The organism is Streptomyces sp. NPDC018029 (assembly GCF_044327655.1).
Classification (GTDB): Bacteria; Actinomycetota; Actinomycetes; order Streptomycetales; family Streptomycetaceae; genus Streptomyces.
This window is the reverse complement of sequence record NZ_JBIRFV010000012.1, coordinates 244,372-267,004: the sequence shown is the minus strand read 5'-3', so window position 1 is coordinate 267,004 and position 22,633 is coordinate 244,372. Positions and strand designations below refer to the sequence as shown.

Annotated in this window: 24 protein-coding genes; 8 read left to right on the top strand and 16 right to left on the bottom strand. The window is 73.4% G+C overall.

Annotation, left to right across the window (positions count from 1 at the left end):
* From ACH4D5_RS32810 to ACH4D5_RS32775, 8 genes are all read right to left on the bottom strand, one after another.
* The coding region (locus ACH4D5_RS32810) for an adenylyl-sulfate kinase (RefSeq protein ID WP_398309727.1) at positions 1-161 on the bottom strand (161 nt) is incomplete at its 3' end.
* A complete protein-coding gene (locus ACH4D5_RS32805; RefSeq protein WP_398309664.1) occupies positions 158-874 on the bottom strand; it encodes a phosphoadenylyl-sulfate reductase in 717 nt (238 codons plus the stop codon). The genes ACH4D5_RS32810 and ACH4D5_RS32805, both read right to left, overlap by 4 nt.
* Positions 871-1,050: a hypothetical protein gene (locus ACH4D5_RS32800; RefSeq protein WP_398309662.1), complete on the bottom strand. Its 180-nt coding sequence runs from the start codon at positions 1,048-1,050 to the stop codon at positions 871-873. Before ACH4D5_RS32800 ends, ACH4D5_RS32805 begins: the two co-directional genes overlap by 4 nt.
* Positions 1,047-2,744 (bottom strand): nitrite/sulfite reductase, encoded by a 1,698-nt coding sequence (locus ACH4D5_RS32795; RefSeq protein WP_398309660.1) that lies wholly within the window; start codon positions 2,742-2,744, stop codon positions 1,047-1,049. Before ACH4D5_RS32795 ends, ACH4D5_RS32800 begins: the two co-directional genes overlap by 4 nt.
* A 147-nt stretch (positions 2,745-2,891) precedes the next feature.
* Positions 2,892-2,975, bottom strand: coding sequence for a putative leader peptide (locus ACH4D5_RS32790; RefSeq protein ID WP_317850861.1), 84 nt, complete (start codon positions 2,973-2,975; stop codon positions 2,892-2,894).
* Positions 2,976-3,091: 116 nt separating this feature from the next.
* Positions 3,092-3,679, bottom strand: a complete 588-nt coding sequence (locus ACH4D5_RS32785; RefSeq protein ID WP_398309658.1) for a GNAT family N-acetyltransferase — start codon at positions 3,677-3,679, stop codon at positions 3,092-3,094.
* A 23-nt stretch (positions 3,680-3,702) separates the two neighbouring features.
* A complete protein-coding gene (locus ACH4D5_RS32780) occupies positions 3,703-5,001 on the bottom strand; it encodes a GAF domain-containing protein (RefSeq protein WP_398309654.1) in 1,299 nt (432 codons plus the stop codon).
* 302 nt (positions 5,002-5,303) lie between these two features.
* Positions 5,304-6,938: an acyl-CoA dehydrogenase family protein gene (locus ACH4D5_RS32775; RefSeq protein ID WP_398309651.1), complete on the bottom strand. Its 1,635-nt coding sequence runs from the start codon at positions 6,936-6,938 to the stop codon at positions 5,304-5,306.
* Positions 6,939-6,955: 17 nt separating this feature from the next.
* Here ACH4D5_RS32775 and ACH4D5_RS32770 point away from each other — a divergent pair, with 17 nt between their 5' ends.
* A complete protein-coding gene (locus ACH4D5_RS32770; protein ID WP_398309649.1) occupies positions 6,956-8,140 on the top strand; it encodes a YihY/virulence factor BrkB family protein in 1,185 nt (394 codons plus the stop codon).
* 74 nt (positions 8,141-8,214) lie between these two features.
* On the opposite strand, the gene ACH4D5_RS32765 is transcribed toward ACH4D5_RS32770, so the two are convergent.
* Positions 8,215-8,367: a hypothetical protein gene (locus ACH4D5_RS32765; RefSeq protein WP_398309646.1), complete on the bottom strand. Its 153-nt coding sequence runs from the start codon at positions 8,365-8,367 to the stop codon at positions 8,215-8,217.
* Between the two features lie 44 nt (positions 8,368-8,411).
* Here ACH4D5_RS32765 and ACH4D5_RS32760 point away from each other — a divergent pair, with 44 nt between their 5' ends.
* Positions 8,412-9,344 carry an AraC family transcriptional regulator gene (locus ACH4D5_RS32760; protein WP_398309643.1) on the top strand — a complete coding sequence of 311 codons (933 nt, stop codon included), beginning with the start codon at positions 8,412-8,414 and terminating at the stop codon, positions 9,342-9,344.
* The gene (locus tag ACH4D5_RS32755; RefSeq protein WP_398309724.1) at positions 9,344-10,054 is read left to right on the top strand and encodes a DUF6597 domain-containing transcriptional factor; all 711 of its coding nucleotides are present in this window, start codon (positions 9,344-9,346) and stop codon (positions 10,052-10,054) included. The genes ACH4D5_RS32760 and ACH4D5_RS32755 overlap by 1 nt, the downstream gene beginning before the upstream one ends.
* Here ACH4D5_RS32755 and ACH4D5_RS32750 read toward each other — a convergent pair.
* The gene (locus tag ACH4D5_RS32750; protein WP_398309641.1) at positions 10,031-10,459 is read right to left on the bottom strand and encodes a VOC family protein; all 429 of its coding nucleotides are present in this window, start codon (positions 10,457-10,459) and stop codon (positions 10,031-10,033) included. The genes ACH4D5_RS32755 and ACH4D5_RS32750 overlap by 24 nt on opposite strands.
* A 94-nt stretch (positions 10,460-10,553) precedes the next feature.
* Here ACH4D5_RS32750 and ACH4D5_RS32745 point away from each other — a divergent pair, with 94 nt between their 5' ends.
* Entirely contained in the window at positions 10,554-10,964 is a 411-nt protein-coding gene (locus ACH4D5_RS32745) for an NUDIX hydrolase (protein WP_398309639.1), read from the top strand.
* Positions 10,965-10,997: 33 nt separating this feature from the next.
* On the opposite strand, the gene ACH4D5_RS32740 is transcribed toward ACH4D5_RS32745, so the two are convergent.
* Both ACH4D5_RS32740 and ACH4D5_RS32735 read right to left on the bottom strand, forming a co-directional pair.
* Complete coding sequence (locus ACH4D5_RS32740) at positions 10,998-11,717, bottom strand: hypothetical protein (protein WP_398309636.1); 720 nt, start codon at positions 11,715-11,717, stop codon at positions 10,998-11,000.
* Positions 11,718-11,752: 35 nt separating this feature from the next.
* A complete protein-coding gene (locus tag ACH4D5_RS32735) occupies positions 11,753-13,195 on the bottom strand; it encodes a hypothetical protein (protein WP_398309633.1) in 1,443 nt (480 codons plus the stop codon).
* Between the two features lie 48 nt (positions 13,196-13,243).
* Between ACH4D5_RS32735 and ACH4D5_RS32730 the strand changes: the two genes are divergently transcribed.
* On the top strand, positions 13,244-14,056 hold the full coding sequence (locus ACH4D5_RS32730) for a dienelactone hydrolase family protein (RefSeq protein WP_398309631.1): 813 nt from the start codon (positions 13,244-13,246) through the stop codon (positions 14,054-14,056).
* A gap of 32 nt (positions 14,057-14,088) precedes the next feature.
* Here ACH4D5_RS32730 and ACH4D5_RS32725 read toward each other — a convergent pair whose 3' ends face one another.
* On the bottom strand, positions 14,089-16,977 hold the full coding sequence (locus ACH4D5_RS32725) for a glycoside hydrolase family 2 TIM barrel-domain containing protein (protein ID WP_398309629.1): 2,889 nt from the start codon (positions 16,975-16,977) through the stop codon (positions 14,089-14,091).
* A gap of 128 nt (positions 16,978-17,105) precedes the next feature.
* A complete protein-coding gene (locus ACH4D5_RS32720) occupies positions 17,106-17,684 on the bottom strand; it encodes a TetR/AcrR family transcriptional regulator (protein WP_398309626.1) in 579 nt (192 codons plus the stop codon).
* Between the two features lie 87 nt (positions 17,685-17,771).
* On the opposite strand from ACH4D5_RS32720, the gene ACH4D5_RS32715 reads away from it, so the two are divergent.
* The 3 genes from ACH4D5_RS32715 to ACH4D5_RS32705 all read left to right on the top strand — a co-directional run bounded on the left by ACH4D5_RS32715 (position 17,772) and on the right by ACH4D5_RS32705 (position 19,851).
* Positions 17,772-18,665, top strand: coding sequence for an NADP-dependent oxidoreductase (locus tag ACH4D5_RS32715; protein WP_398309623.1), 894 nt, complete (start codon positions 17,772-17,774; stop codon positions 18,663-18,665).
* Positions 18,666-18,856: 191 nt separating this feature from the next.
* Positions 18,857-19,099, top strand: coding sequence for a hypothetical protein (locus ACH4D5_RS32710; protein ID WP_398309620.1), 243 nt, complete (start codon positions 18,857-18,859; stop codon positions 19,097-19,099).
* Positions 19,100-19,197: 98 nt separating this feature from the next.
* Positions 19,198-19,851 carry a pyridoxamine 5'-phosphate oxidase family protein gene (locus ACH4D5_RS32705; RefSeq protein ID WP_398309721.1) on the top strand — a complete coding sequence of 218 codons (654 nt, stop codon included), beginning with the start codon at positions 19,198-19,200 and terminating at the stop codon, positions 19,849-19,851.
* A gap of 30 nt (positions 19,852-19,881) precedes the next feature.
* Here the strand turns inward: ACH4D5_RS32705 and ACH4D5_RS32700 are convergent, their stop codons facing one another.
* Together ACH4D5_RS32700 and ACH4D5_RS32695 are read right to left on the bottom strand one after the other, a co-directional pair.
* The gene (locus ACH4D5_RS32700) at positions 19,882-21,228 is read right to left on the bottom strand and encodes a hypothetical protein (protein WP_398309617.1); all 1,347 of its coding nucleotides are present in this window, start codon (positions 21,226-21,228) and stop codon (positions 19,882-19,884) included.
* On the bottom strand, positions 21,210-22,478 hold the full coding sequence (locus ACH4D5_RS32695; protein ID WP_398309614.1) for a hypothetical protein: 1,269 nt from the start codon (positions 22,476-22,478) through the stop codon (positions 21,210-21,212). The genes ACH4D5_RS32700 and ACH4D5_RS32695 overlap by 19 nt, the downstream gene beginning before the upstream one ends.
* Positions 22,479-22,633: the final 155 nt, after the last annotated feature.

Genomic DNA, 22,633 nt, shown 5'->3' with positions numbered 1-22,633 from the left:
TCGAGCACCTCCACCCGGCGGCCCTCCGCACGCAGGCGGCCCGCCAGTTCGTACGCGATGGTCGTCTTGCCGGCGCTGGGCAGGCCGGTGAGCCAGACGGTGGCTCCGGTCGTCACGTGGTTCTCCCGGGTCTGTTGCTGCTGGGTCTGCGGCGCGGTCATCCGTGGATCCCGCATTCGGTCTTGGCGTTCCCGGCCCAGCGGCCGGCCCGCGCGTCCTCGCCCTCCAGGAGGCGGCGGGTGCAGGGGGCGCAGCCCACCGAGCCGTAGCCGTCCATGAGGAGCGGGTTGGTGAGGACGCCGTGCTCGGCGACGTACGCGTCGACGTCGTCCTGCGTCCAGCGGGCGATCGGCGAGATCTTGACCTTGCGGCGCTTCTCGTCCCAGCCGACCACCGGGGTATTGGCCCTGGCCGGCGAGTCGTCGCGGCGCAGTCCCGTGGCCCACGCGGAGTATCCCGCGAGGCCCTCCTCCAGGGGCTGCACCTTCCGCAGCCTGCAGCACAGGTCCGGGTCGCGGTCGTGCAGCCGCGCGCCGTACACGGAGTCCTGCTCGGCGACGGTCTGACGGGGCGTCAGGGTGATGACGTTGACGTCCATGACGGCCTCGACGGCGTCACGGGTGCCGATGGTCTCGGGGAAGTGGTAGCCGGTGTCCAGGAACACGACGTCGACGCCGGGCATCGCCCGCGAGGCGAGGTGGGCGACGACCGCGTCCTCCATCGAGGACGTCACGCAGAAGCGTGTCCCGAAGGTGTCGGCGGCCCACTGGAGGACCTCCAGGGCGGAGGCGTCCTCCAGGTCGCGCCCGGCCTGCTCGGCGAGCGCCTTCAACTCGTCGTCCGTGCGCGGCTTCTTGTCCTGAGCGGTCGTCATATCTGGTTCTCTCCACTGCTGGTGCGCTGAACGCCCCGGGCGAGCAGCCCGAGGAACTTCAGCTGAAAGGCCCGGTTGCACGCCGCGCATTCCCACGCGCCGTGACCGGCCTCGTGGGGGCGCAGGTCCTCGTCGCCGCAGTACGGGCAGTGGAACGGGGCGGCACGCTCGCTCACTTGAGGGCCTCCTCGGACGCGCGGGCGGTCCATGTGGCGAAGCGCTCGCCGTCCTCGCGCTCCGCCTGGAAGTGCTTGAGGACCCGCTCGATGTAGTCGGGCAGCTCGGCCGCGGTGACCTTCAGGCCGCGGACCTTGCGGCCGAAGCCGGCGTCGAGCCCGAGGGCGCCGCCCAGGTGCACTTGGTAGCCCTCGACCTGGTTGCCGTCGGCGTCGAGCATGAGCTGGCCCTTGAGGCCGATGTCGGCGACCTGGATGCGGGCGCAGGCGTTCGGGCAGCCGTTGATGTTGATGGTGATGGGCTCGTCGAACTCCGGGATGCGGCGCTCCAGTTCGTCGATGAGGGAGGCGCCGCGCGCCTTCGTCTCGACGATGGCGAGCTTGCAGAACTCGATGCCGGTGCAGGCCATGGTGCCGCGCCGGAAGGGCGAGGCATTGACCCGCAGGTCGAGCGCTTCGAGGGCGGAGACGAGCGAGTCGACCTGGTCCTGCTCGATGTCGAGCACGATCATCTTCTGCTCGGCGGTGGTGCGCAGCCGGCCCGAGCCGTGCGCCTCGGCGACCTCGGCGATCTTGGTGAGGGTGGCGCCGTCGACGCGGCCGACGCGGGGCGCGAAGCCGACGTAGAAGCGCCCGTCCTTCTGCCGGTGGACGCCGAGGTGGTCGCGCCAGGTGCCGGCGGGCTGCTCGGGGGCGGGCCCGTCGACCAGCTTCCGCCGCAGGTACTCGTCCTCCAGGATCTGCCGGAACTTCTCCGGGCCCCAGTCGGCGACGAGGAACTTCAGGCGGGCGCGGTTGCGCAGCCTGCGGTAGCCGTAGTCGCGGAAGATGCCGATGACGCCGCCGAACACGTCCGGCACCTCGTCGAGCGGCACCCAGGCGCCGAGCCGCACCCCGAGCTTGGGGTTGGTGGAGAGGCCGCCGCCGACCCACAGGTCGAAGCCGGGGCCGTGCTCGGGGTGGTGGACGCCGACGAAGGCGATGTCGTTGATCTCGTGCGCCACGTCGAGCTGCGGGGAGCCGGAGATCGCGCTCTTGAACTTGCGCGGCAGGTTCGAGAAGTCGGGGTTGCCGATGAAACGCCGCTGGATCTCGTCGATGGCGGGGGAGCCATCGATGATCTCGTTCTCGGCGACGCCCGCCACGGGGGAGCCGAGGATGACGCGGGGCGTGTCGCCGCACGCCTCGGTGGTCGAGAGCCCCACGGCTTCCAGCCGCCGCCAGATCTCGGGGACGTCCTCGATGCGGATCCAGTGGTACTGGATGTTCTGCCGGTCGGTGAGGTCGGCGGTGCCGCGCGCGAACTCCTGGGAGATCTCGCCGATGACGCGCAGCTGCTCGGTGGTCAGCCGCCCGCCGTCGACGCGCACCCGGAGCATGAAGTACTCGTCGTCCAGCTCCTCCGGCTCCAGGATCGCGGTCTTGCCGCCGTCGATCCCGGGCTTGCGCTGGGTGTAGAGGCCCCACCAGCGCATCCGGCCACGGAGATCGTTCGGGTCGATGGAGTCGAACCCACGCTTCGAGTAGATCGTCTCAATGCGTGTCCGCACATTGAGACCGTCGTCGTCCTTCTTGAACTGCTCGTTCCCGTTGAGCGGCGTGAAGTGACCTGCGGCCCACTGGCCCTCGCCGCGGTGACGGCTCGCCTTGCGGCGGGGCGTGGCTGGGGCGGGCTTCTCTGGCGTGGCGGCCATGCTGGTACGTCCTTCGGGGCAGCGGGAAAGCAACTCTGACCTGCGAAAATGGCACGTTCCCGAACCTGCTGGGCAGGAGGGGGGACGTGCGCGCGGCGCTGCGCAGGGAGGGGGATCAGTGGATGGGGTGCGGCGGTGCTGAGTCGATCAGCGGGCCGGACACATGGCGCTGGACATGCGGCCGAGGTCGACGTGACGTCGACTCACCAAGGCGTTTCCAGTGCGATCCATGCCGGAAGCGTGTCATGGGACTTTCGGCCCAGTCCAGCATTATCCAAAATGCGGACACCGTTGTCCCGCATCGTGGACAACGGTGTCGTGGGTCACTTCCGGGATTCAGCCGGGATTCACCTGCGGTGGGCCCCCGGCCAGGGCCCCGGCGCCGGAACGTCCGCCTCCAGCTCGACCTTGGTGTCGAAGAGCTTGAAGCCGCGCCGCTGGTAGTTCTCCATCGCGTGCTCGCCGTCCTTGGAGCAGGTGTGCAGCCAGACCCGCTCGGTCGGCGCGAGCCCCGGCCACCGCCCGGCCAGGTCCCAGGCGCGCGCGACGCCGTACGACAGGAGGTGGCCGCCGATGCGGCGCCCACGGAAGGCGGGGAGCAGACCGAAGTAGACGATCTCGACGACACCCTCCGCCGCGTCCCCGTTCTCGCCGCGCGCCGCCAGCTCCACGTATCCGGCGGGCGTCCCCTTCTCGTACGCGACCCAGGTCTCCACACCCGGCCGCTCCAGCAGCTTCTGCCACTCCGCGTAGGTGAGGGAGAGCCGGTCGGTCCAGCGGATGTCGCCGCCGACGGACGCGTACAGGAACCTGCTGAACTCGGGCGAGGGCACTTCGGCGCGCACGATCCGTACGTCGCCGTCGGGTGCGGCGGCCGGGAGCAGATCGGTGGGCGACGTCTGCTCGAGGGACCAGGTGGTGACTGTGATGCTCATGCGGCACAGAGAATCATGGCCGCTCAGAGCTCCGCGACCCGTCTCGCAGCACGGACCGCCGGTGCCGTCGAGTGGGGCAGCAGGTCCACCGGCCGCTCCGGCATGATCACGTCGACGTCGACGTCCTCGTGGAAGCGGTAGGGCCGGTGGGCGAGGAGACCGCCCAGGTAGCGCCGCACGCGCGAGAGCTCGGCGCGGACCGTCACCGTGCGCGCCGGGTCGCCGAACATGTCCTCGGCGAGGCCCGAAGCGGTGCGCCCGGTGCGGTATGTGCAGAGGAGATAGAGGAGTTCGGCGTGGCGCGGACTCAGCTCGTGCGTCCAGTCGTGGGCGCCGCCGAGCACCGAGAGTGTCCAGCGGCGCGGGCTGCTCACGTCCAGGACGAGCCGGGTCGCGGCGACCGGCGTCGGCACGTCACCGGGCTCCTCCACGCGCAGCAGCCAGCCGCCGGCCAGCGGCTCCACCAGGCAGGAGCCGAGGGACGGCAGCCAGGTGCGGCCCGGGCCGAAGGACTTGGGCAGGGCGAGGCGGTCCGCCGGGGGCATGCCGGTCACCGCGGCGGTCCAGCCGTGCGCGTCCACGGCGAGCGCCCGCCCGTCGAGCCGGGCGAGGACCGGCGCCGCCACCGCGCGCAGCCGGTCGAGCGCCGTCACGTGCCGGTCCCGCAGCCGGGCCTCGGCGAGCTTGGCCACCGAGTCGACCAGCGCGAGGGTCGCCGGATGAATGGTCTGCAGCGGCCCGCTCACGTCGACCACGCCGAGCAGCCTGCCGTCGCGCGGGTCGGTCACCGGGGCGCCCGTGCACGTCCACGGGTGGTGGGTCTGCACGAAGTGCTCGGCGGAGAAGACCTGCACGGGGCGGCGCACCACCAGCGGGGTTCCGATGCCGTTCGTGCCGACGACGCTCTCCCCCCAGTCCGCCCCCGGCTGCAGGCCGTGCGCGTCCGCTTGGCGCAGCACCGCGGCGCTGCCCTCGCGCCACAGCACCCGGCCTTCCGCGTCGCAGACGATCATGATGTGCTGCGCGGCGTCCGCCACGGAGACCAGGGCGTTGCGCAGGACGGGCAGGACCTCCAGGAGCGGCGAGGCGCGGCGGCGCTCCTCCAGTTCCTCCTCGGTCAGCAGCCGGGACCGGATGTCGTGGTCGGGGTCGACCCCGCCGAGCAGCATCCGCCCCCACGAGTCGCCGATCACCGGGCGCGGCAGGACCCTCGGCCGCTGCCCGGAGAGCGTGGCGTCGCGCACCCCCTTCAGGAGGTGCGCGGCGTGCGCGAGGTCCATGGCGGAGATCCGCGCGAGGTCGATCGTCGACGGGGCGTTCATGACCACGGGGTCCTTTCCGGCCAGACCAGTGTGGAGGGGCAGGGACCCATGGTGCCCCCTGCGCGCGTCCCCGGGGGCCGCATCGGGGTGCCGAATCCTCCGGAGGTCACGGTGCGTTGCAACCTCCTGCAACTCTGGCCAACGCCCGGCCGGTGCCCGAATCTGGACACCACACCGCCCGTGCGGTGTTCACGCTCCTCAAGGGGCCTGAAAGACGGGGGTGGTGCCGTGTCGGCGCAGCACCACCCCCGTGTCAGCCCGGGAACCGCCCGGGGCTCTCCCCCCGCTGACGGAGCGGCCCTCTAGACCCCCGGCGCGGACCGCGCCACCACGGTGGCCAGATCGAGTGTGTGCGGCAGCGTGCCGAACGCCGCGCCCCAGTCCCCGCCGAGCCGTGAGGCACAGAACGCGTCGGCCACCTCCGAAGGCGCGTACCGCACGAGCAGCGACCCCTGGAGCACCAGCGCCATCCGCTCCACGAGCCGGCGCGCCCGGCCCTCGATGCCGTCCAGGTCGGCCAGTTCGGTCAGCAGGTCCTTGATCGCACCGTCGAGGCGGTGGTCGGCGCCGCGCGCCGCGCCGACCTCCTGGAGGAACGCGTTGAGGGCCCGCGGCTCGCGCTGCAGCGCCCGCAGCACGTCCAGCGCCTGGACGTTCCCCGAGCCCTCCCAGATCGAGTTGAGCGGCGCCTCGCGCAGCAGCCGCGGCATGCCCGACTCCTCCACATAGCCGTTGCCGCCCAGGCATTCGAGGGCCTCGCCGACCAGCGGCGTGCACCGCTTGGTCACCCAGTACTTCGCGGCAGGCACCGCGAGCCGCAGGAACGCCTGCTCCTGCTCGCTCCCGTCGTCGTACGCCGCCGCGAGCCGCAGCGCGAGCGTCGTGGCCGCCTCGGACTCCAGCGCCAGATCCGCCAGTACGTTGCGCATGAGCGGCTTGTCGACGAGCTTGCCGCCGAACGCCTCCCGGTACGTGGCGTGGTGCACCGCCTGCGCCACGGCCTGCCGCATCAGCGCCGCCGAACCGATCACGCAGTCCAGCCGGGTCGCCGCCACCATCTCGATGATGGTGCGCACCCCGCGCCCCTCGTCCCCGACCCGGCGGGCCCACGTCCCGTCGAACTCCACCTCGCTCGACGCGTTGGACTTGTTGCCCAGTTTGTCCTTGAGCCGCTGGATGGCGAACGGGTTCCGCGTGCCGTCCTCCAGGACGCGCGGCACCAGGAAGCACGTCAGCCCCTGTTCGGCCTGCGCGAGCACCAGGAACCCGTCCGACATGGGCGCCGAACAGAACCACTTGTGCCCCGTCAGCGCATATGTCCCGTCCTCCGCGAGCGCCTGCGCACGCGTCGTGTTGGCCCGCACGTCACTGCCGCCCTGCTTCTCCGTCATGCCCATCCCGAAGAGGACACCGGCCTTCTGCGACGCCGGGCGCAGCCCCTCGTCGTACACGGTCGAGGAGAGGCGCGGCTCCCACTCGGCGGCGAGCGCCGGGTCGGCGCGCAGCGCGGGCACCGCGGCGTGCGTCATCGAGACGGGACACCCGTGCCCCCCTTCGGCCTGCGTCCACACCAGGAACCCCGCGGCTCGCCGCACATGCCCGCCGGGCCGTGACCAGGCGGTGGTCAGGCCCGCGGAGACGGCCTTGCCGAGCAGCCGGTGCCAGGCCGGATGGAAGTCGACCTCGTCGATCCGGTTCCCGTAACGGTCATGCGTGCGCAGAACGGGCGGATTCTCGTTGGCCTGCTCTCCCCACCTCTGTGCCTGGGCGGAACCCGCGGTGCGGCCGAGCAGGGAGAGTTCGTCGCGGGCGGTGTCGAGGAGCGCCGGATCCAGATGCCGCTCGACGCCCTCCACGAGGGCCCGGTCGGACGCGAATACGTCATATCCCACCAGGGGCGGAGCCTGGTTGGTCACTGTGTGGGTGCTGGCTGCCATGCCGCTACGGTAAGGAGGTGCACCAGGCAAAAGAAACACCCGGGCGGCCGTCGGGCCGCTGGACCCGGGCCCGCGCTCTCTACCGGAACGTCTCCAAGCGCAGGACCGCCTGGCTGCTGCTCAAGGACACCGTCAACTCGTGCATCGAGTACCGCATCCTGGGGCTCGCGGCCGAGGCTGCGTTCTTCACGCTGCTCTCCGTTCCACCGTTGCTGCTGAGCCTGATCGGCCTGCTCGCCTACGTGGACCGGTGGACCGGCGCGGACACCATCGCCAGCGTCCAGAACAACATCCTGGAGGCGTCCCGCACGATCCTGTCCGACCGGGGCGTCCACCAGATCGCGGAACCGATACTGGACGACGTGATGCGGGTCAGCAGACCCGACGTCATCTCCATCGGCTTCCTCTTCGCCCTGTGGTCCGGCTCGCGCGCCGTGAACGTCTTCATCGACACCATCACCGTGATGTACGGCCTCGACGGCGTGCGGGGCATCGTCAAGACCCGGATACTCGCCTTCGGGCTTTTCCTGGTGGCGCTGCTCATCGGCTCGGTCGCGCTGCCGCTGATGGTGGCGGGTCCGGACGCGGTGGTGAAACTCCTGCCCGGTTCCACGACGGTGGTCCAGATCCTCTACTGGCCCGTCGTCGTCATCCTCTCCGTGATCTTCCTGACGACGCTGTACCACGTGTCCGTGCCGGTGCGTTCGCCGTGGGTGGAGGACATGCCGGGCGCGCTCATCGCGCTCGCCATGTGGGTGCTCGGCAGCTTCCTGCTCCGCATCTACCTCACCAGCACGGTGGAGGGCCCCACCATCTACGGCTCGCTCGCGGCCCCGGTCGCCGTGCTGCTGTGGATCGGCGTCTCGGCGTTCGCGGTCCTGGTCGGCGCCGCGGTCAACGCGGCGATCGACCGGGTCTGGCCGTCCGTCGCCACGGCCGTGGCCCGCGCCGCCAACGACCGCATAAGGGAGGCCCAGGCCGCGGAGGTGGTCGCCCGCGCGGCCGCACGCGAGGCGGCGGGGTACGGCGAGGACCCCGACGACGCCGACGACCCGGAGATGCCGTCCGAGTTCCCGGAACGCTGGTCGCGCTTCCTGCCGCCGGACGACGTCACGTCGCGGCTGCGGACGCCGGCGAAGCAGGGGAAGCACGCGAAGCGGCCGGGGTCGGGCGGCTCGGACGACAGCCCCTCCGGCGATTGAGGAGTGGGTTCCGGGGCAGAGCCCCGGAACCTCACCCCGGCGCCGGGGCTCATGACGTCCAGACCCCGGCGCACTCACGGGCGAAGTCGGCGAAGTCCCTGGGCGCCCGGCCCAGCACCTCCCGAACCCGGCGAGGGCCGCCCCGTCGCGTGCGCCTGTTCCTCGCCCCGCACCGAGAGCAGCGTGAGCCGCCGTACGCCGAGGACGACCGCCCGCCGGTCGGCCATCGGCTAGAGGCTCACCCCCAGGCGCATGCGTCTACGCTGCCGCCATGGACGTACTGGCCGGTCTCCTCGAAGGGCCGCGGGCGCGCGGGGCCTTCATGATCCGTGCGCTCTTCGACCCGCCCTGGTCCGTCCGCATCGCGGACGAGGCGCCCCTGTCCGTCATGGTCATGGTGCGCGGCACCGCCTGGCTCGTCCCCGCGGACGGCGCGCCCGCCCAGCGCATCGGCCCCGGCGACCTCGCCATCGCCCGCGGCCCCGACCACTACACCTGCGCCGACGAGGCCACCACCGCACCGTTCGCCGAGATCCGGCCGGGGGAGCACTGCGTGCCGCTCGACGGCGCCCCCGTCGCGCGCTACCGGGACCTGGGCCTGCGCGCCTGGGGCGAGTCCCGCGACGGGTCCGTGGAGATGCTGATCGGCACCTACCAGCTGCGGGGCGAGCTCACCGGACGCCTCCTCGACGCGCTGCCGCCACTGCTCGTGCTGCCCACCGAAGTGTGGGACTGCCCGCTCACCCCGCTGCTCGCCGACGAGATCCGCAAGGACGAACCGGGCCAGGACGTCGTCCTCGACCGGCTCCTCGACCTGCTCCTGATCGCCGCGCTGCGCGCCTGGTTCTCCCGCCCCGAGGCGGCGGCCCCCGCCTGGTACCTGGCGCTGGGCGACCCGGTCGTCGGCCGCGCGCTGCGCCTGCTCCAGGACGACCCGGCGCACCCCTGGACCATCGCGGACCTCGCGGCGAAGGCGGGCGTCTCGCGGGCCGCGTTCGCCCGGCGGTTCACGGACCTCGTGGGGGAGCCCCCGATGACGTACCTGACGAACTGGCGGCTCGCGCTCGCCGCCGACCTGCTGCGCGACAGCGGGCTGACCATCGGCGCGATAGCCCGCAGGGTCGGATACGGCAGCGCGTTCGCGCTCTCCGGCGCCTTCAAGCGGGTGTACGGGATCAGCCCGCAGGAGCACCGGGGGGCGTGATGTCCGACGGGACCTACCGGGAGCGGCCGGCGGCGCTGACCGGCGCGGTCGTGTGGACCCGGGTCGCCACGGGCGCCCCCGGCGACACCCGGCCGGTGCTGCCCGACGGCTGCATGGACCTGCTGTGGACCGAGGGCAGGCTGTTCGTCGCGGGCCCCGACACCCGCGCGTACGACCCCGAGGGCGGGCCGGGACGGTACGTCGGCATCCGCTTCCACCCCGGCACCGCCCCGGCCTTCCTGGGCGTGCCCGCCCACGAACTGCGCGACCGGCGGGTGGAGCTCGCCGACCTGTGGACCGCGGCCGAGGCGCGCCGCCTCACCGAGCGCGTGGACGCCGCGCGCGACCCGGTGGCCGCCCTGGAGGCGGTCGTGACGGACCGCGCCGTCGGCACCGGGCCCCCGGACCCGCTCGTCGCCCACATCGTCAGGTCCCTGAGCGCGGGCCACTCGGTCGCGCGGACCGCGGCGGACGCGGGTGTCAACGCCCGGCTGCTGCACCGCCGTTCACTGCCCGCGTTCGGCTACGGACCCAAGACGCTGGCCCGGGTGCTGCGTCTTCAGCGGGCCCTCGCGCTGGCCCGCGACGGCCTGCCGTACGCGGAGACGGCGGCCGCCGCGGGCTTCGCCGACCAGGCCCATCTGGCGCGCGACGTCAAGGAGTTCACCGGGCTGCGACTCGGTGAGCTACTCGGCGGGGGCCGCCCCTAGAGGAGCGAAGAGGTCGACGCCGTTGCCGTCCGGGTCGAGGACGACGGCGTACCGCTGGCCCCAGGGCGCGTCGAACGGCTTGAGCTCGCTCGCGTATCCGGCGCCCGTCAGGTCCTCGTGCACGGCGTCGACCCCGGCGGGCGTACCGCAGTGGAAGGCGAGCCCGATCCGGCCCCCGCCCGCGGGCGGCCGCCAGTCCGGGTGGAAGGAGCGGACGGTGTCCTCCGTGTCGAGGGCGAGGCGCAGACCGCCGGGGAGCGCCGCCTCGACGTGCGGCGCGCTCTCCGACCCGGCGGGGAACTCCAGGCCGAGCCTGCGGTAGAAGGCGAGCGACGCGGCCAGGTCGGAGACGACGAGACCGATCAGATCGAAACGGGGAGTGGGTGACTCAGATGTGCTGTTCATGCCCGGCAGCGTAGGCAGCGGCTTCGCGCCAGGTCTTGAAGGAATCGGACACCCCGACTGTCATGGGACCCGAATCCCCGCTACGTTGGAAGGCATGGACTATCCCGGTGACAACCGGCTCGCGGCGGCTGTGGTGATGCACCGCGACCGGGTGCTGCTCGTGCGACGCAGCCGGACCGAGCGGTTCCTGCCCGGTGTGTGGGGTGTTCCGTGCGGGAAGCTGGAGCCCGACGAGAGTCCGATGGACGGCGTCCTGAGAGAGCTCAAGGAAGAGACGGGACTGCTCGGCCAGGTCGTCCGCAAGGTCGGCGAGTCCTCCTTCGTCAGTACGTACCGCGGGCATGAGGTGAAGAACTGGCAGGACAACTTCCTGGTCCGCCCCCTCACCTTCGACGTGACCCTGCCCCTGCCCGACCAGGACCACCGCTGGCTCGCCCCCGCCGACCTCGGCACGGTCCGGATCGACGACTACAACCGCGAGATCGTCCGCCAGGCCCTCGCCTGAGCAACGCCTCAGCCCCGTCGACTCGCCGGCTCGTCAGCCGAGCAGCTCCGCCAGCGTCGACAGCTCCGCCAGGTAGTCGTTCACCTCCAAAGGCTTCTTCGCCACCGCCCGGCCTCCCACGTCCGGCCCCGCGTACACGTCCGTGTACCGCCGCCGCCCCGCCCCCGTCTCCAGGAACAGCGAGACCGCGGGCCCCGGCGAGGCGCACCACGCCCGGTGCAGCACGTGCGACGGCAGCGCGTAGCCGCTCCCGGCCGCGTACAGCGCGGTCTGCGTGAGGCGCAGCCGCGCCCCGCCCGCCGGCTCCAGGAGCCAGTCGCCGTCCTCGCCCGCGAGGGACTCCCGGTACCAGGACGTCGCGATCCCCTCATCGGCGGCGGGACCCGCGCGCTCGTACAGCTCCACGCCGAGGGCGCCCCGCACCACGTAGGAGGCCAGCGGGGAGCGGTGGTTGTGGATGTCCTCGCGCATGTCCCGGCCCGGATGCCACACATGCGCGCGCAGCATGTGGCGCGGGCCGCCGTCGATCAGGAGCAGCTTGTCGAAGCCGAGGATGTGGCGGTACGAGAGGAGCGCGCACCCCGACGGGTCGCCCGTGCCGCCCGCCAGCTCACGCAGCAGCGGCACCAGGCGCCGCGGGTCGCCCAGTTCGGCGACGACCGCGCGGGCCGCCCGCAGCAGTTCGTCCCCCGTCGACCGGTCCAGCGTCTCCTCCAGGAGCCGCCTGGCGTCGTGGACGTGCCGACCACCCAATGCACTCTCCCCCTCGTCCACGCGCCCGCCGGCGTTCAGCCACCCGGCTGATACATCCATACGGCATGTGCCCGCAGCGCGGAAAGGCCTTGGTAGGTCATCCACAGCGGGTAGGCGAGATCGACCCCGTCCCACGTCCAGATCCCGTTGTCCTGCTGCCGCCACACGCACGCGGCCGACCCCGACAGCATCTCCTGCCAGGTCGCCTCCCTCTCCTCGTCGGCGGCGACCGCGGGGACGTCCGGGGTGAGCAGCGCCCGCACCACCCAGGCCGCCGAGAAGTGGCGCACGGAGAGCACCTCGTGGCGCGAGGCGTCGACGGGGTGCGGGCGGCGCACCGTCTCGTGGCCGCTCTCCAGGTCGTCGCAGCCGTCGTGCGCGGGCCCGGGGCAGGAGAGCAGCCAGCGGATGCCCTCCTCGCGGGTGGCGCGGGCGTTCGCGTCCTCGCCGAGCACCCGCGCCGCCCGGTCGAGGGCGACGACGGCCTGCGCGGTGTGCACGGCGGACGGCGCCACCGCCCTGCCGCGCGGCGGGGTGAGCCGTGAGCCCCAGCAGCGGCGGTGCCCGCGCGCCGGATCGGTGACGGCCCCGTCGACGAGCGCGTCCCGCAGGAGCGGCAGGGCGGGCGAGTCGGGCGCGGCGCGCAGCAGCCCGCGCAGCACCGTGGTCACGACGTGCGTCAACTCGGCTCCTGCGGGCTCCAGTTCGCGGCTGAACCGCTCGGTGCACCGCTCCGCCTCCGTGGCGAGGAGGCGCGGGTCGGCGCCGGCCCGCGCGAGGGCGCCGAGCACGAGCGCGGTCACCTCGGGGCGCCCCACCGCGCCCTGCGAGCGGGCGGCCCAGCCGCCCTCGGGCAGCCGCAGCCGCCACAGCGTCTCCACGAGCTCGGAGGCGCGCAACCGCCCGTCGGGCATGCCGAGTTCTAGGACGATGTGCAGGCCGTACGCGGTGCCCGTCGGTGTCGGACGTACCGGTTCCGACTGCTCGTCGAGGGCGTGCGGCCAGCCCACGAGGCGGCCGCGCAGCGGGTCGTCGAAGACCGTCAGGCGGTCGGCGAGCGTGGTGTACGCGGCGGCGGAGAGCCCCGGCAGCGGCCCAGGACCCACCGGTTCCGCCGCGCCGGAGGCCGCTCCCGCCAGGGGGCGGCGCGGCGAAGGAACCCCGTCCAGATCACCGCCCGTCCCGTCGTCCGCCCCGCCGCCCGCCGCCGCCCGTGCCCGCAGCAGCGCGCCGGCCAGCCAGGCGGAGATCCCCGTGCCGAGGCCGCTGGCCACGGCCAGCGAATAGCGGGCCGTGTCCCCGAAGAGCCCGTCGGGCAGCAGCCCCACCAGGGCCTGGAAGACGGCGTATCCCACGGCGACGGGGCCGAATCTGCCCAGCCATGCCACGAGCCGCCCGGGCGGGGGCTCGGGGGGTGGCTCGGGCGGCTCGGACCGCCCGGTGGGGTCTGTGTTTCCGCGCATGGGTGCTGTAGGCATGAACTCCACCTACCCATCAGGCACTTGTGACGAAAGGGAGTGAGCGCCGTGCCCGGTTCGGAACCGACAGCGGACCTCACAGGATGGCACGCGGCCCCGTTCACGGGGGCCGGCCTCACGCATGATGTCCATGAGAAGGGGACAGGCCCCGGCGTCGTCCTGGTTCCCGAGATCCCCGGTGTGCATCCCGGTGTCCTCGGCCTCGGCGAGCACCTGGTGAAACAGGGCTTCACCGTCGCGATCCCGTCCCCCTTCGGCGAGCCGGGCCGCCCGATCTCCACGCCGTACGTCCTGGGGGTCTTCGGCCGGGTCTGCGTCGCCGCCGAGTTCCGTGCCTTCGCCACCAACGCCCGGCGCCCCTTCGCGGACTATCTCCGTGCCCTCGCCCGCGATCTGGCGTCCCGCACGCCGGGTCCGGGCGTCGGCGTCATCGGCATGTGCTTCACGGGCGGCTTCGCGCTGGCCGCCGCCACGGAGGAGGCCGTCCTGGCCCCCGTGCTCAGCCAGCCCTCGCTGCCCCTCCCGGTGAGCGCCGCGCGACGGGTCGACCCCGGCCTGTCCCGCGCCGAGTTCGACACGGTCGTGGCCCGCACCAAGAACGACGGCCTGTGCGCGCTCGGCCTGCGCTTCAGCGAGGACAAGCTGGTCCCGCGCGACCGCTTCGCCACCCTGCGCCGCCACTTCGGCGACGCGTTCGAGGTCATCGAACTGGACTCGTCGCCGGGCAACGCGACGGGCTTCGCGAAGTCGGCGCACTCCGTCCTCACGGAGGAGGTCCGCGAGGAGCCCGGCCACCCCGCGTACGCCGCGCGCGAGCGGGTCGTCCAGTTCCTGCGGGAACGCCTGACGACCACGGGGTGACCGGGCGGCGCCCGGCCCGGTCCGTCCCGGGCTCAGCCGTCCACGCGTGAGAAGACGCAGCTGAAGGAGGACGGCCGGGGTGTCGCGCGGAGTTCGTACTGCGGCAGGACGCCGGGGCCGCACGACTGCGTCCCGATGCCGTGCCGGGCGATGTCGAGGTTGACCCAGACCGTGTCGCCGGGCGTGAGGTCGGTGCGGTGCCGGGCGGCGTCGAGCTGCTCGGTCGTCCAGCGCCGGACGGTGAACGCGGGGGCGCCGTCGCTCTCGACGCGCAGCCCGCCGACCTCGGCCCAGCGGACGGCGGGGCGGGCCCCGTTCTCCTGCGGGCGCACGTACGGCGTCTGCATCGCGTCGACGTCCGACTCCCACACGCCGATCAGCGAGGCGGCCGCGGTGTCGGGGTAGGCCTCGCCGGGCCCGCCGCCGAACCACCGCACGCGGCCGGCCGCGCCGGGCAGCCCGAAGCGGATGCCGAGGCGCGGCAGCGGCACGGGCCAGTCGCCCTCCGGCGTCACGGACATCCGCAGCAGCAGCTTGCCGCCGTCCGACGTCCAGTGGTACTCCGTGCGCAGCGCCAGGTCGCTCGCCGCGGGCGCCACCCGGGTGCGCACGGTGAGACCTTCCCCGGTCGTCTCGACGGAGTCGACGCGGTGCCGCATCCGGTGGAGGCCGTGCGTGCGCCACAGCGAGGCCACGGACGGCTCGGGCCGCCACGGCATGCCGTTGTCGTTGTCGGTGGGGGCCCGCCACACGTCCAGGCGCAGCTCCCTGACCTCACGGCCGTGGAAGGCGAGGAGCGAGCCGGTGCGGGCGTCGAAATCCGCGGCGCCGAGGGTGATGCGCCGGCCGGCCGCGTCGCGCACGGGTGCCGCGCCGCCGGGCACGGGCAGGACCATGCCGTACTCGACGGGCAGCTGCGCCCACGCCACCACGTGCCCCTTCGGCGCCCACGCCGTGTCCTCGGCGAGTGACGCGCGCACCGTCCACTGGGTCTCGGCGTCCGGGTCCCGGGGCGGCGGGGGCGGCAGCTTCACCTCCGTGCGCTCGCCGGGGCCGACCTGCGGCACCGTGAGGACGCCGTCCGCGACGGTCGTGCCGTCCTTCTCGTACGACCAGGTGAAGGCGAGGTGGGAGAGGCCGGCGAAGTCGTGGAGGTTGGTGACCGTGACCGTACCGGCGCGCCCGTCGCCCTCGATCCGGACCGGCTCGACCACCTTCTTGTACTCGACGAGGCCGGGGGACGGCGTCCGGTCGGGGAAGACGAGGCCGTCGCAGACGAAGTTGCCGTCGTGCAGCTCCTCGCCGAAGTCGCCGCCGTACGCGTACTCGTACGTGGGGTGCGCGATGCCGTGGTCGATCCACTCCCAGACGAAGCCGCCCTGGAGCCGGTCGTACGTCTCGAACAGCCGCTGGTACTCGCTGAGTCCGCCGGGTCCGTTGCCCATGGCGTGCGCGTACTCGCAGAGGATGAACGGAAGCCTGCGCCGCTCCTTCGGCCCCTCGTCCTCACCCCGGCCGATGCGTTCGACCTCGGCGTGGTCGGCGTACATCCGCGAGTACACGTCCGTGTCCTCGCAGGACGCGTCGCCCTCGTAGTGGAGGAGGCGGCTGCCGTCCCGGGCGCGGATCCACTCGGCCATGGCGGTCAGGCCGCGGCCCGTCCCGCACTCGTTGCCGAGCGACCAGACGATCACCGAGGCGTGGTTCTTGTCGCGCTCGACCATGCGGGCGGCGCGGTCCAGGAGGGCGGGCGTCCAGCGGTCGTCGTCGACCGGGTTGCCCCGCCAGCCGACCGCCTGGAAGCCGTGGGTCTCCAGGTCGCACTCGTCGACGACCCACAGACCGAACTCGTCACAGAGGTCGAGGAAGGCGGGGTGCGGCGGATAGTGGCTGGTGCGGACGGCGTTGATGTTGTGACGCTTCATCAGGAGCACGTCGGCGCGCATCGTTTCGAGGTCGAGGGCGCGGCCCCTGCGGGGGTGGAACTCGTGGCGGTTCACACCGCGGAAGAGGATCGGACGGCCGTTGACCTTGATGAGTCCGTCCTCGACGGCGACCGTGCGGAAGCCCACGCGCAGCGGGATCCGCTCGCCGGGCGTGGCCAGCGTCGCGTCGTACAGCCGTGGCGTCTCGGCCGTCCACGGCTCGACGGTCACGGTGACCTCCTCGCCGGTCGCCACGTCGATCCCCAACTCCGGGACGACGACGCGCCCTTGGACGTCCGCCTCCGGGATGTCCACCCGGAGCGTGCCCGTCCCCGTGCGGTGGTCGTACGCGGCGTGGACGAAGAAGTCGCCGACGCAGCCCTCGGGCCGGTGCAGCAGCGTCACGTCGCGGAAGATCCCGGGCAGCCACCACTGGTCCTGGTCCTCCAGGTACGAACCGGCGGACCACTGGTGGACGCGGACCGCGAGGACGTTGCCCTCGGGCCGCAGCAGCTCGCCGACGGCGAACTCGTGGGGGAGGCGTGAGCCCTTGAAGTCGCCGAGCTCCGTGCCGTTCAGCCAGACGCGGGCACAGGACTCGACGCCGTCGAAGCGGAGGACGGCGGCGCCGTCCCGCGGCCAGTCGGCGGGCAGGTCGAAGAGGCGCAGATGGTCGCCGGTCGGGTTCTCGGTGGGCACGCGGGGCGGGTCCAGGGGGAACGGGTAGAGCTGGTTGGTGTACTGGGGCGCGCCGTGGCCCTGCAGCACCCAGTGGCCGGGCACGGCGATCTCGCCCCAGGCGCCCTCGGCATCCGAGGCGTCGGGGTCGTACCCGTCGGCGGCGAACGAGTCGTCCTCGGCGTCGGCCGTGGGCGAGAGGCGGAACCGCCAGTGGCCGTTGAGGGAAAGGGCGGCGGCGTCCGACGCCGCGTACCACGCGCGGGGCGGGAGAGCGCCGGTGCCGGGGGACACGTCCTCGTGGTGGGAAAGCTCCATGGTCTCCATGAGACCGCGCGTGCCCCGCGCCCCGCCATCGCCCCGGCCCGCAAGTCGTTGGATTCTTCGAGCCGGACTTGGACCCGCCACGCTCTAGTCCTCCGGCCGAGTCCTTCCCGGTGGGTCCCTCAGGAAGGGCCCGTGGCCCGCCAAGCTGCTTCGATCATGTGGAAGATCTCGTCCACCGCGGCCTCCGGGTCGTCCGCCTCGCGGGCCACCGAGAAGGCGTCGATCGCGAACCTCGCGATCGTGCGGCAGGCCGTGTCGGTCCGCGACAGACCGGGTTCGGCGGCGATGGCGGCCGCCAGCGCCTCCGCGTGGCGCAGCCTCATCGACTCCTCGTACTTCCGCAGGGCGGCCGTCTCCTCGATCATGCGCCAGATCGGGGCGGCGCCGTCCGCCGTGCAGTGCCGCACCAGTGCGTGGATCTCGCGTCGCAGCGCGGGGATGAGCGGCTCGTGCGGCGCCCGGTCGGTGACCGCCCGCGCGAGGCGCTGCTCGAAGTCCTCGTCCTGCTCGAACACCAGCGCCTCTTTCGAGGCGAAGTGGGAGAAGACCGTGGTCACGGCCACGTCGGCCTCGGCGGCCACGTCCCGGATGCCCACCGCCTCGTAGCCGCGTTCCAGGAAGAGCCGCAGGGCGGTGTCGGCGATCTTCTGACGGGTCGCGGCCTTCTTGCGCTCGCGGCGTCCGGTCGGCACGGTCATGCGCGCACGCTACCAAATGCAAAGCTGAAGCTGTCAGGAAAAGCTACTCGTTGTGAAACACTAACCGTTAGTGCTAGCGTTCGCCGCATGAAGAAAGTGAGCTTCGCCGAGTTCGGCGGCCCGGACGTCCTGCACCTCATCGACGCCGAGGAGCCCCACGCGGGCCCCGGCCACATACGCATCGCCGTACGGGCGGCGGGCGTGAACCCCGTCGACTGGCGGGTCAGGGAGGGCCAGGTGCTGTCTGCGCATCCGATCGAGCTGCCCGCCGGAGTCGGCCTCGATGCCGCCGGGGTGGTGGACGAGGTCGGCGAGGGTGTCGAAGGGGTGCGGGTCGGAGACCATGTGTTCGGTGAAGGGGCGAGCACGTACGCGGAGTTCGCCGTGCTGTCGGCGTGGGCGCTGATGCCGGAGGGGCTGACGTTCGAAGAGGCGGCCGGGTACCCCTCCGTGGTGGAGACCGCGCTGCGCGTCCTCCGCGAGGTCGGCGTCCTGCCCGGTCAGACGCTGCTGGTCAGCGGCGCGTCCGGGGGAGTGGGGTCGGCGGTGCTGCAGATCGCCCGCGAGCGCGGCATCACGGTCATCGGCACGGCCGGGGCCGCGAACCAGGACTATCTGCGGGGCCTGGGCGCCCTCGCCACGACGTACGGGGAGGGGTGGGTCGAGCGGGTGCGGGCCCTCGGCCGGGTCGACGCGGCCCTCGACCTCGCGGGCTCGGGTGTGCTCCGCGAGCTCGTCGAGCTGACCGGCGACCCGCGGAAGGTGATCTCCATCGCCGATCTCACGGCGCCGGAGCACGGCGTCCGGTTCTCCGGCGCGGCCGGCAGCGTGCCGGACGCACTCGCCGAGGCCGCCGACCTCATCTCGCGGGGAAGGCTCCACATCCCGGTCGACAAGTCGTACGCACTGGCCGACGCCGCGGCGGCACACATCGACAGCCAGGCCGGCCATACGCGCGGGCGCCGGGTACTGGTCGTCTGAGGTCCGCGAGGGGAGGGCGACCTCCCCCGTGGGGCGGACCCGGCCGCGACTTCCGGACGATGCCGGGGTACGGGGCGGGAGGCGACGATCAAGACGCGTGCCACCGCACGCATCCCATGCAACAGATGCCGTGCTGTGGCGCGCCTTGCATGCCATGACGGGCCGTCACACGCCGAGATCGGAGCCTGACCGTGCTGAACCAGACCGTGCTGAACCAGACCGCGATGAACCAGGCCGTGCTGAACCCGGCCGCGACGAACCCGGCCGCGATGAAGTGGACCCTGCGAGCCGTCGCCACCCTCGCCATCGTCGCCGCGATCGCCGCGCCTGTCGCCCTGCCCGCGCCTGACGCACCCGCCGCGCCCGACACGGCGGTCGCCGCCCCCGCACCCACCGCTGCCCTGTCCGCCCCACCCGCCCTCGACGCTCGGTAACTTGTCGCGTCGTGAACGATGACCATGAGCAGCCCGAGCCCCAGCCCCAGCCCCAGCCCCAAGCAACTGTGGGAGACACTGCCACGCTCCCCGCCGTCCTGCCCCTCACCGACCGCACCCGCCACCGCCGCCTGCGCGATCAGGGCAGTCTGGACCGTGCCGACCTGGAGGCGATCCTCGACGCGGGCTTCGTCTGCCACCTCGGCGTCGTCGTCGACGGCCACCCGATGGTCGTGCCCACCGTGTACGGCCGTGACGACACCCACCTCTTCCTGCACGGCTCCGTCGCCAGCCGCAGCCTGGCGGCCGACCCCGAGGCGCCGGTCTGCGTCACCGTGACGCACGTCGACGGGCTGATACTCGCCCGTTCGGTGTTCGAACACGGCGTCAGCTACCGCAGCGCGATGATCCACGGCGTCCCGCGCCGGGTGACCGACCCCGAGGAGAAGCTGCGCGGCCTGCGGCTGCTCACCGAGCACGCGACGCCGGGCCAGTGGGACTACGCCCGCCGCCCCAGCCGCAAGGAACTCGCCGCGACCACCCTGCTGGCCCTCTCCCTCGCGGAGGCCTCGGTCAAGACGGCGGCGGGTCCACCGGACGACGGCGACGGCCCGGACGCCGGACTCGACGTCTGGGCCGGCAACCTGCCGCTCACGGCCACCTGGGGCGAACCGGTGCCGGACCCGCTGCTGCGGACAGGGATCGCACTCCCGCCGCACATCGCCGGGCGTGCCGGGACCCGGCAGGGGTGAGGGAGGAGGCCGCCCAGCCCGGCCGGGGGCTCAGGGCAGGGCCGGGGCTTCGCAGCCGTGCGCGCGGGCCGAGTGGCGGGCGAACTCCGCCAGCGCGGCCCGCTCGTACGCCAGGTCGGCCGTGGACGGCTTGGCCCGGTCCTTCCCGTACGTGCCGGAACGGTCCCCGTGCCACGCCTCCTCGTCCCGGACCGTGAACAGCGCCGGGCCGCTCCCGTCCCGGCACGCCGCGGTCGCCCAGTGGCCGCCGCCCGCCAGCCGGCCCGCCGGGGCCTCGCCGGGGACCGGCTTCTCGGTGTACTCGCCGTGGCGTTCCTGGTGGGCGAGCCGTTCGGCCTCCGCGTACGGGCCGTAGAAGGCGACGAGGTGGTAGCGGCGCACCTCGTCCGCCGCGCCCGTACCCGTACCCGTACCCGTACCCGTCTCCGTCCTCGTCCCCGGCAGGTCGGGCCCTTCGCCCGCCACGACGCACACCTCGACGGGAGCGCCGGAACTCGCGCTCTCCCACGCCCGGGACAGCCGCCCGCCCCGGCCGGGGACACCCCGGCAGGTCCCGGACGCGTCGGCGAGCGGCACGCTCTCCTCGGCGTTGACGGGGAGCGCCACCGTACGCGGCGGCTTGCCCACCTCGGCGTCGCAGCCCCACTTCGCCGACGCCTTCGCGGCCGTCGCGGTGGCGATCCGCGCGACGGCGGTGCGGCGGCGCGGGTCGTCCAGCGTGACGTCCTCGTCCTGCGCCGCGACCGTGACGAGGAGCCCACCGCGGTCCCCGGCACAGTCGAGGAGCGTCACCGCGGTCCCCCAGTTGTCGCCGTCGGAATCGCTCGTGAAGGATTCACCGGTCGAGAACAGGCCCCGCCAGCCGCCGCCGAGCCCCACGGGCGGCAGCTCGGTCTCCGGCTCCGGGTACAACGGGCCCTCGCCGTAACCTCGTCCGGCGTCACGGTCGGCCCCGGCCTCGGCCGCGGTTCCGTCGCCGCGCCGCTGCGGCACGCTCTGCACGGTGACCTCGACCTCGGCCTCGCCCCCGGCGCCGCCCGCCACGGAAGTACCGTCACCACTGACGCTGCACGTGACCGTGCGCCTCACGTCCTTCTCCCCGTCCCCGGCGCTGTCCGAGGCCCGGTGCGCCGACCGCACGTCCACCCGGCCAGGCCCTGTCTCGAACGGCCCGTCGCCGAGGACGTCCCGCATCTCCCGCGAGGGCAGCACGCCTTCGCAGGCCTCGTCGAGCACCCGCTGCGCCACGCGGCGCTCGTGCGGGCCGCCCCACCAGTAGAAGCCGCCCGCGGCCAGGGCAAGGGCGACGAGCGCCCCGCAGGACGACAGGACCGCGCGCCCCGTCCTCGTCCGCCAGGTCAGTCCCGCTCGCGCCACTCCGCCACCTCTCCCACGATCTTCGTCTCACGGCAGTGCGAACGGCGGGGCCACCCGTCGGGCGCCGCCAGATAGCGGTCGAGCACGGCCCGCGCCTGCCGGGAGATCCGCCGCTGGTCCTTCGGGCCGAGGACGACCTCGTCCTCCTCCGGCCCGCGGCCGAAGTCGAACGCGGGGGTCACCGTCACGCGGTGGTAGGTCGGCCCCGCCACGCACGCGGACCGCGCCCACAGGGCGAGTCGCGGGTCGTCCCCCGACCGTTCGACCGTCACGGGCTTGTCGTGCGCGGCCGGCGCCCCGGGGCCGGGCCCCGGCGCCTTCTCCGCGTGGTCCTCGTAGGCGCCGCGGGCGAGGACGCCCGACCAGCTCTCCACATCCGCCGCCACGACCGCGAGATGGTCGGGGGAGCCCGCGGTGTCGTCCCACCGGCCGCCGCACGCGCCGGCGCGCCGGCTGTACGCCGAGTCGTTCCCGTCGAACGTCCACTCGCCGGGGGCCAGCCGCTGCGCCTCGGGGGAGAGCCAGGCGCAGAGCTTCGGCGCCTTGTCCGGGGTGCCGCCGGGCTCGGTGCGCAGCGGCTCGCTGCCGCACCCCTGCTTGCGGGACACCCAGTTGGCGACCTTCGCGGCGGTCCTGGCGGTGGCGAGCCGGTCGGCCTCGGGAATGTCGGACTCGTCGGCGTACTCCCCGGCCTCGGACGGCAGGTCCACCGACACGAGCAGGTCCCGCGTGGACCGGCCTCGCCCCTCCAGCCCCTTCGGGCAGTCGACGAGCAGGGACGCCGCGACCGAGTCGCCGTCCCAGCGGTCCACGGCGCCCACACCGCCCGCCGCGCTCGGCGGGAGAGGCAGGCCGAAGTCGCCCGTCAGCGCCGCCGGTGACATACGCTCCGGCACCGCCTCGGCCCGCACCCGCGCCTGGACGTCCGCCTCCGACGTCCCGCCGTCGCCGCCCCAGGCCAGCGTGCAGTCGAGCAGCGCGCGGCTCTCCTGCCGGGGGTGCAGCAGCGTCCCGAACTCGTCCATTACGCCACGCTCGTCGTCCGGCACGGAGGCGTACAGCTCCTCCTGGAGCAGGCCCGCGCAGCCCCGCGCCACCAGTTCCCGGTTGGTGTCGAGCCGGTCCTCCCGCTCCTCGGCCCGCGACACGGCGACCCAGGTCACCGACGACGCGGCCAGCAGCGTCACCGCCAGCACGGCCACCAGCCAGGTGCGCCGCCGCACCGTGCGCGGCGAGCCTCCCTCGGGCACGGCGCCCCCCTTCCCCCGTGAACGGCGCCCAGCGCGGCACCATGATCGGAGTGGACGCTATCAATCTGCCCGGACCTCCCCGGCCGGGGACCCTTGTCGCCGGTCGGGGCGTCTGCTTGACTCCGCTCGCCGCACGCCCCCGGAACGCCACGCAT

Coding starts and splice junctions, on each gene's coding strand:
- ACH4D5_RS32805 (WP_398309664.1), bottom strand. CDS start 874: ATGACGACCGCTCAGGACAAGAAGCCGCGCACGGACGACGAGTTGAAG.
- ACH4D5_RS32795 (WP_398309660.1), bottom strand. CDS start 2,744: ATGGCCGCCACGCCAGAGAAGCCCGCCCCAGCCACGCCCCGCCGCAAG.
- ACH4D5_RS32790 (WP_317850861.1), bottom strand. CDS start 2,975: ATGGATCGCACTGGAAACGCCTTGGTGAGTCGACGTCACGTCGACCTC.
- ACH4D5_RS32785 (WP_398309658.1), bottom strand. CDS start 3,679: ATGAGCATCACAGTCACCACCTGGTCCCTCGAGCAGACGTCGCCCACC.
- ACH4D5_RS32780 (WP_398309654.1), bottom strand. CDS start 5,001: ATGAACGCCCCGTCGACGATCGACCTCGCGCGGATCTCCGCCATGGAC.
- ACH4D5_RS32775 (WP_398309651.1), bottom strand. CDS start 6,938: ATGGCAGCCAGCACCCACACAGTGACCAACCAGGCTCCGCCCCTGGTG.
- ACH4D5_RS32765 (WP_398309646.1), bottom strand. CDS start 8,367: ATGGCCGACCGGCGGGCGGTCGTCCTCGGCGTACGGCGGCTCACGCTG.
- ACH4D5_RS32760 (WP_398309643.1), top strand. CDS start 8,412: ATGGACGTACTGGCCGGTCTCCTCGAAGGGCCGCGGGCGCGCGGGGCC.
- ACH4D5_RS32755 (WP_398309724.1), top strand. CDS start 9,344: ATGTCCGACGGGACCTACCGGGAGCGGCCGGCGGCGCTGACCGGCGCG.
- ACH4D5_RS32750 (WP_398309641.1), bottom strand. CDS start 10,459: ATGAACAGCACATCTGAGTCACCCACTCCCCGTTTCGATCTGATCGGT.
- ACH4D5_RS32745 (WP_398309639.1), top strand. CDS start 10,554: ATGGACTATCCCGGTGACAACCGGCTCGCGGCGGCTGTGGTGATGCAC.
- ACH4D5_RS32735 (WP_398309633.1), bottom strand. CDS start 13,195: ATGCCTACAGCACCCATGCGCGGAAACACAGACCCCACCGGGCGGTCC.
- ACH4D5_RS32725 (WP_398309629.1), bottom strand. CDS start 16,977: ATGGAGCTTTCCCACCACGAGGACGTGTCCCCCGGCACCGGCGCTCTC.
- ACH4D5_RS32720 (WP_398309626.1), bottom strand. CDS start 17,684: ATGACCGTGCCGACCGGACGCCGCGAGCGCAAGAAGGCCGCGACCCGT.
- ACH4D5_RS32715 (WP_398309623.1), top strand. CDS start 17,772: ATGAAGAAAGTGAGCTTCGCCGAGTTCGGCGGCCCGGACGTCCTGCAC.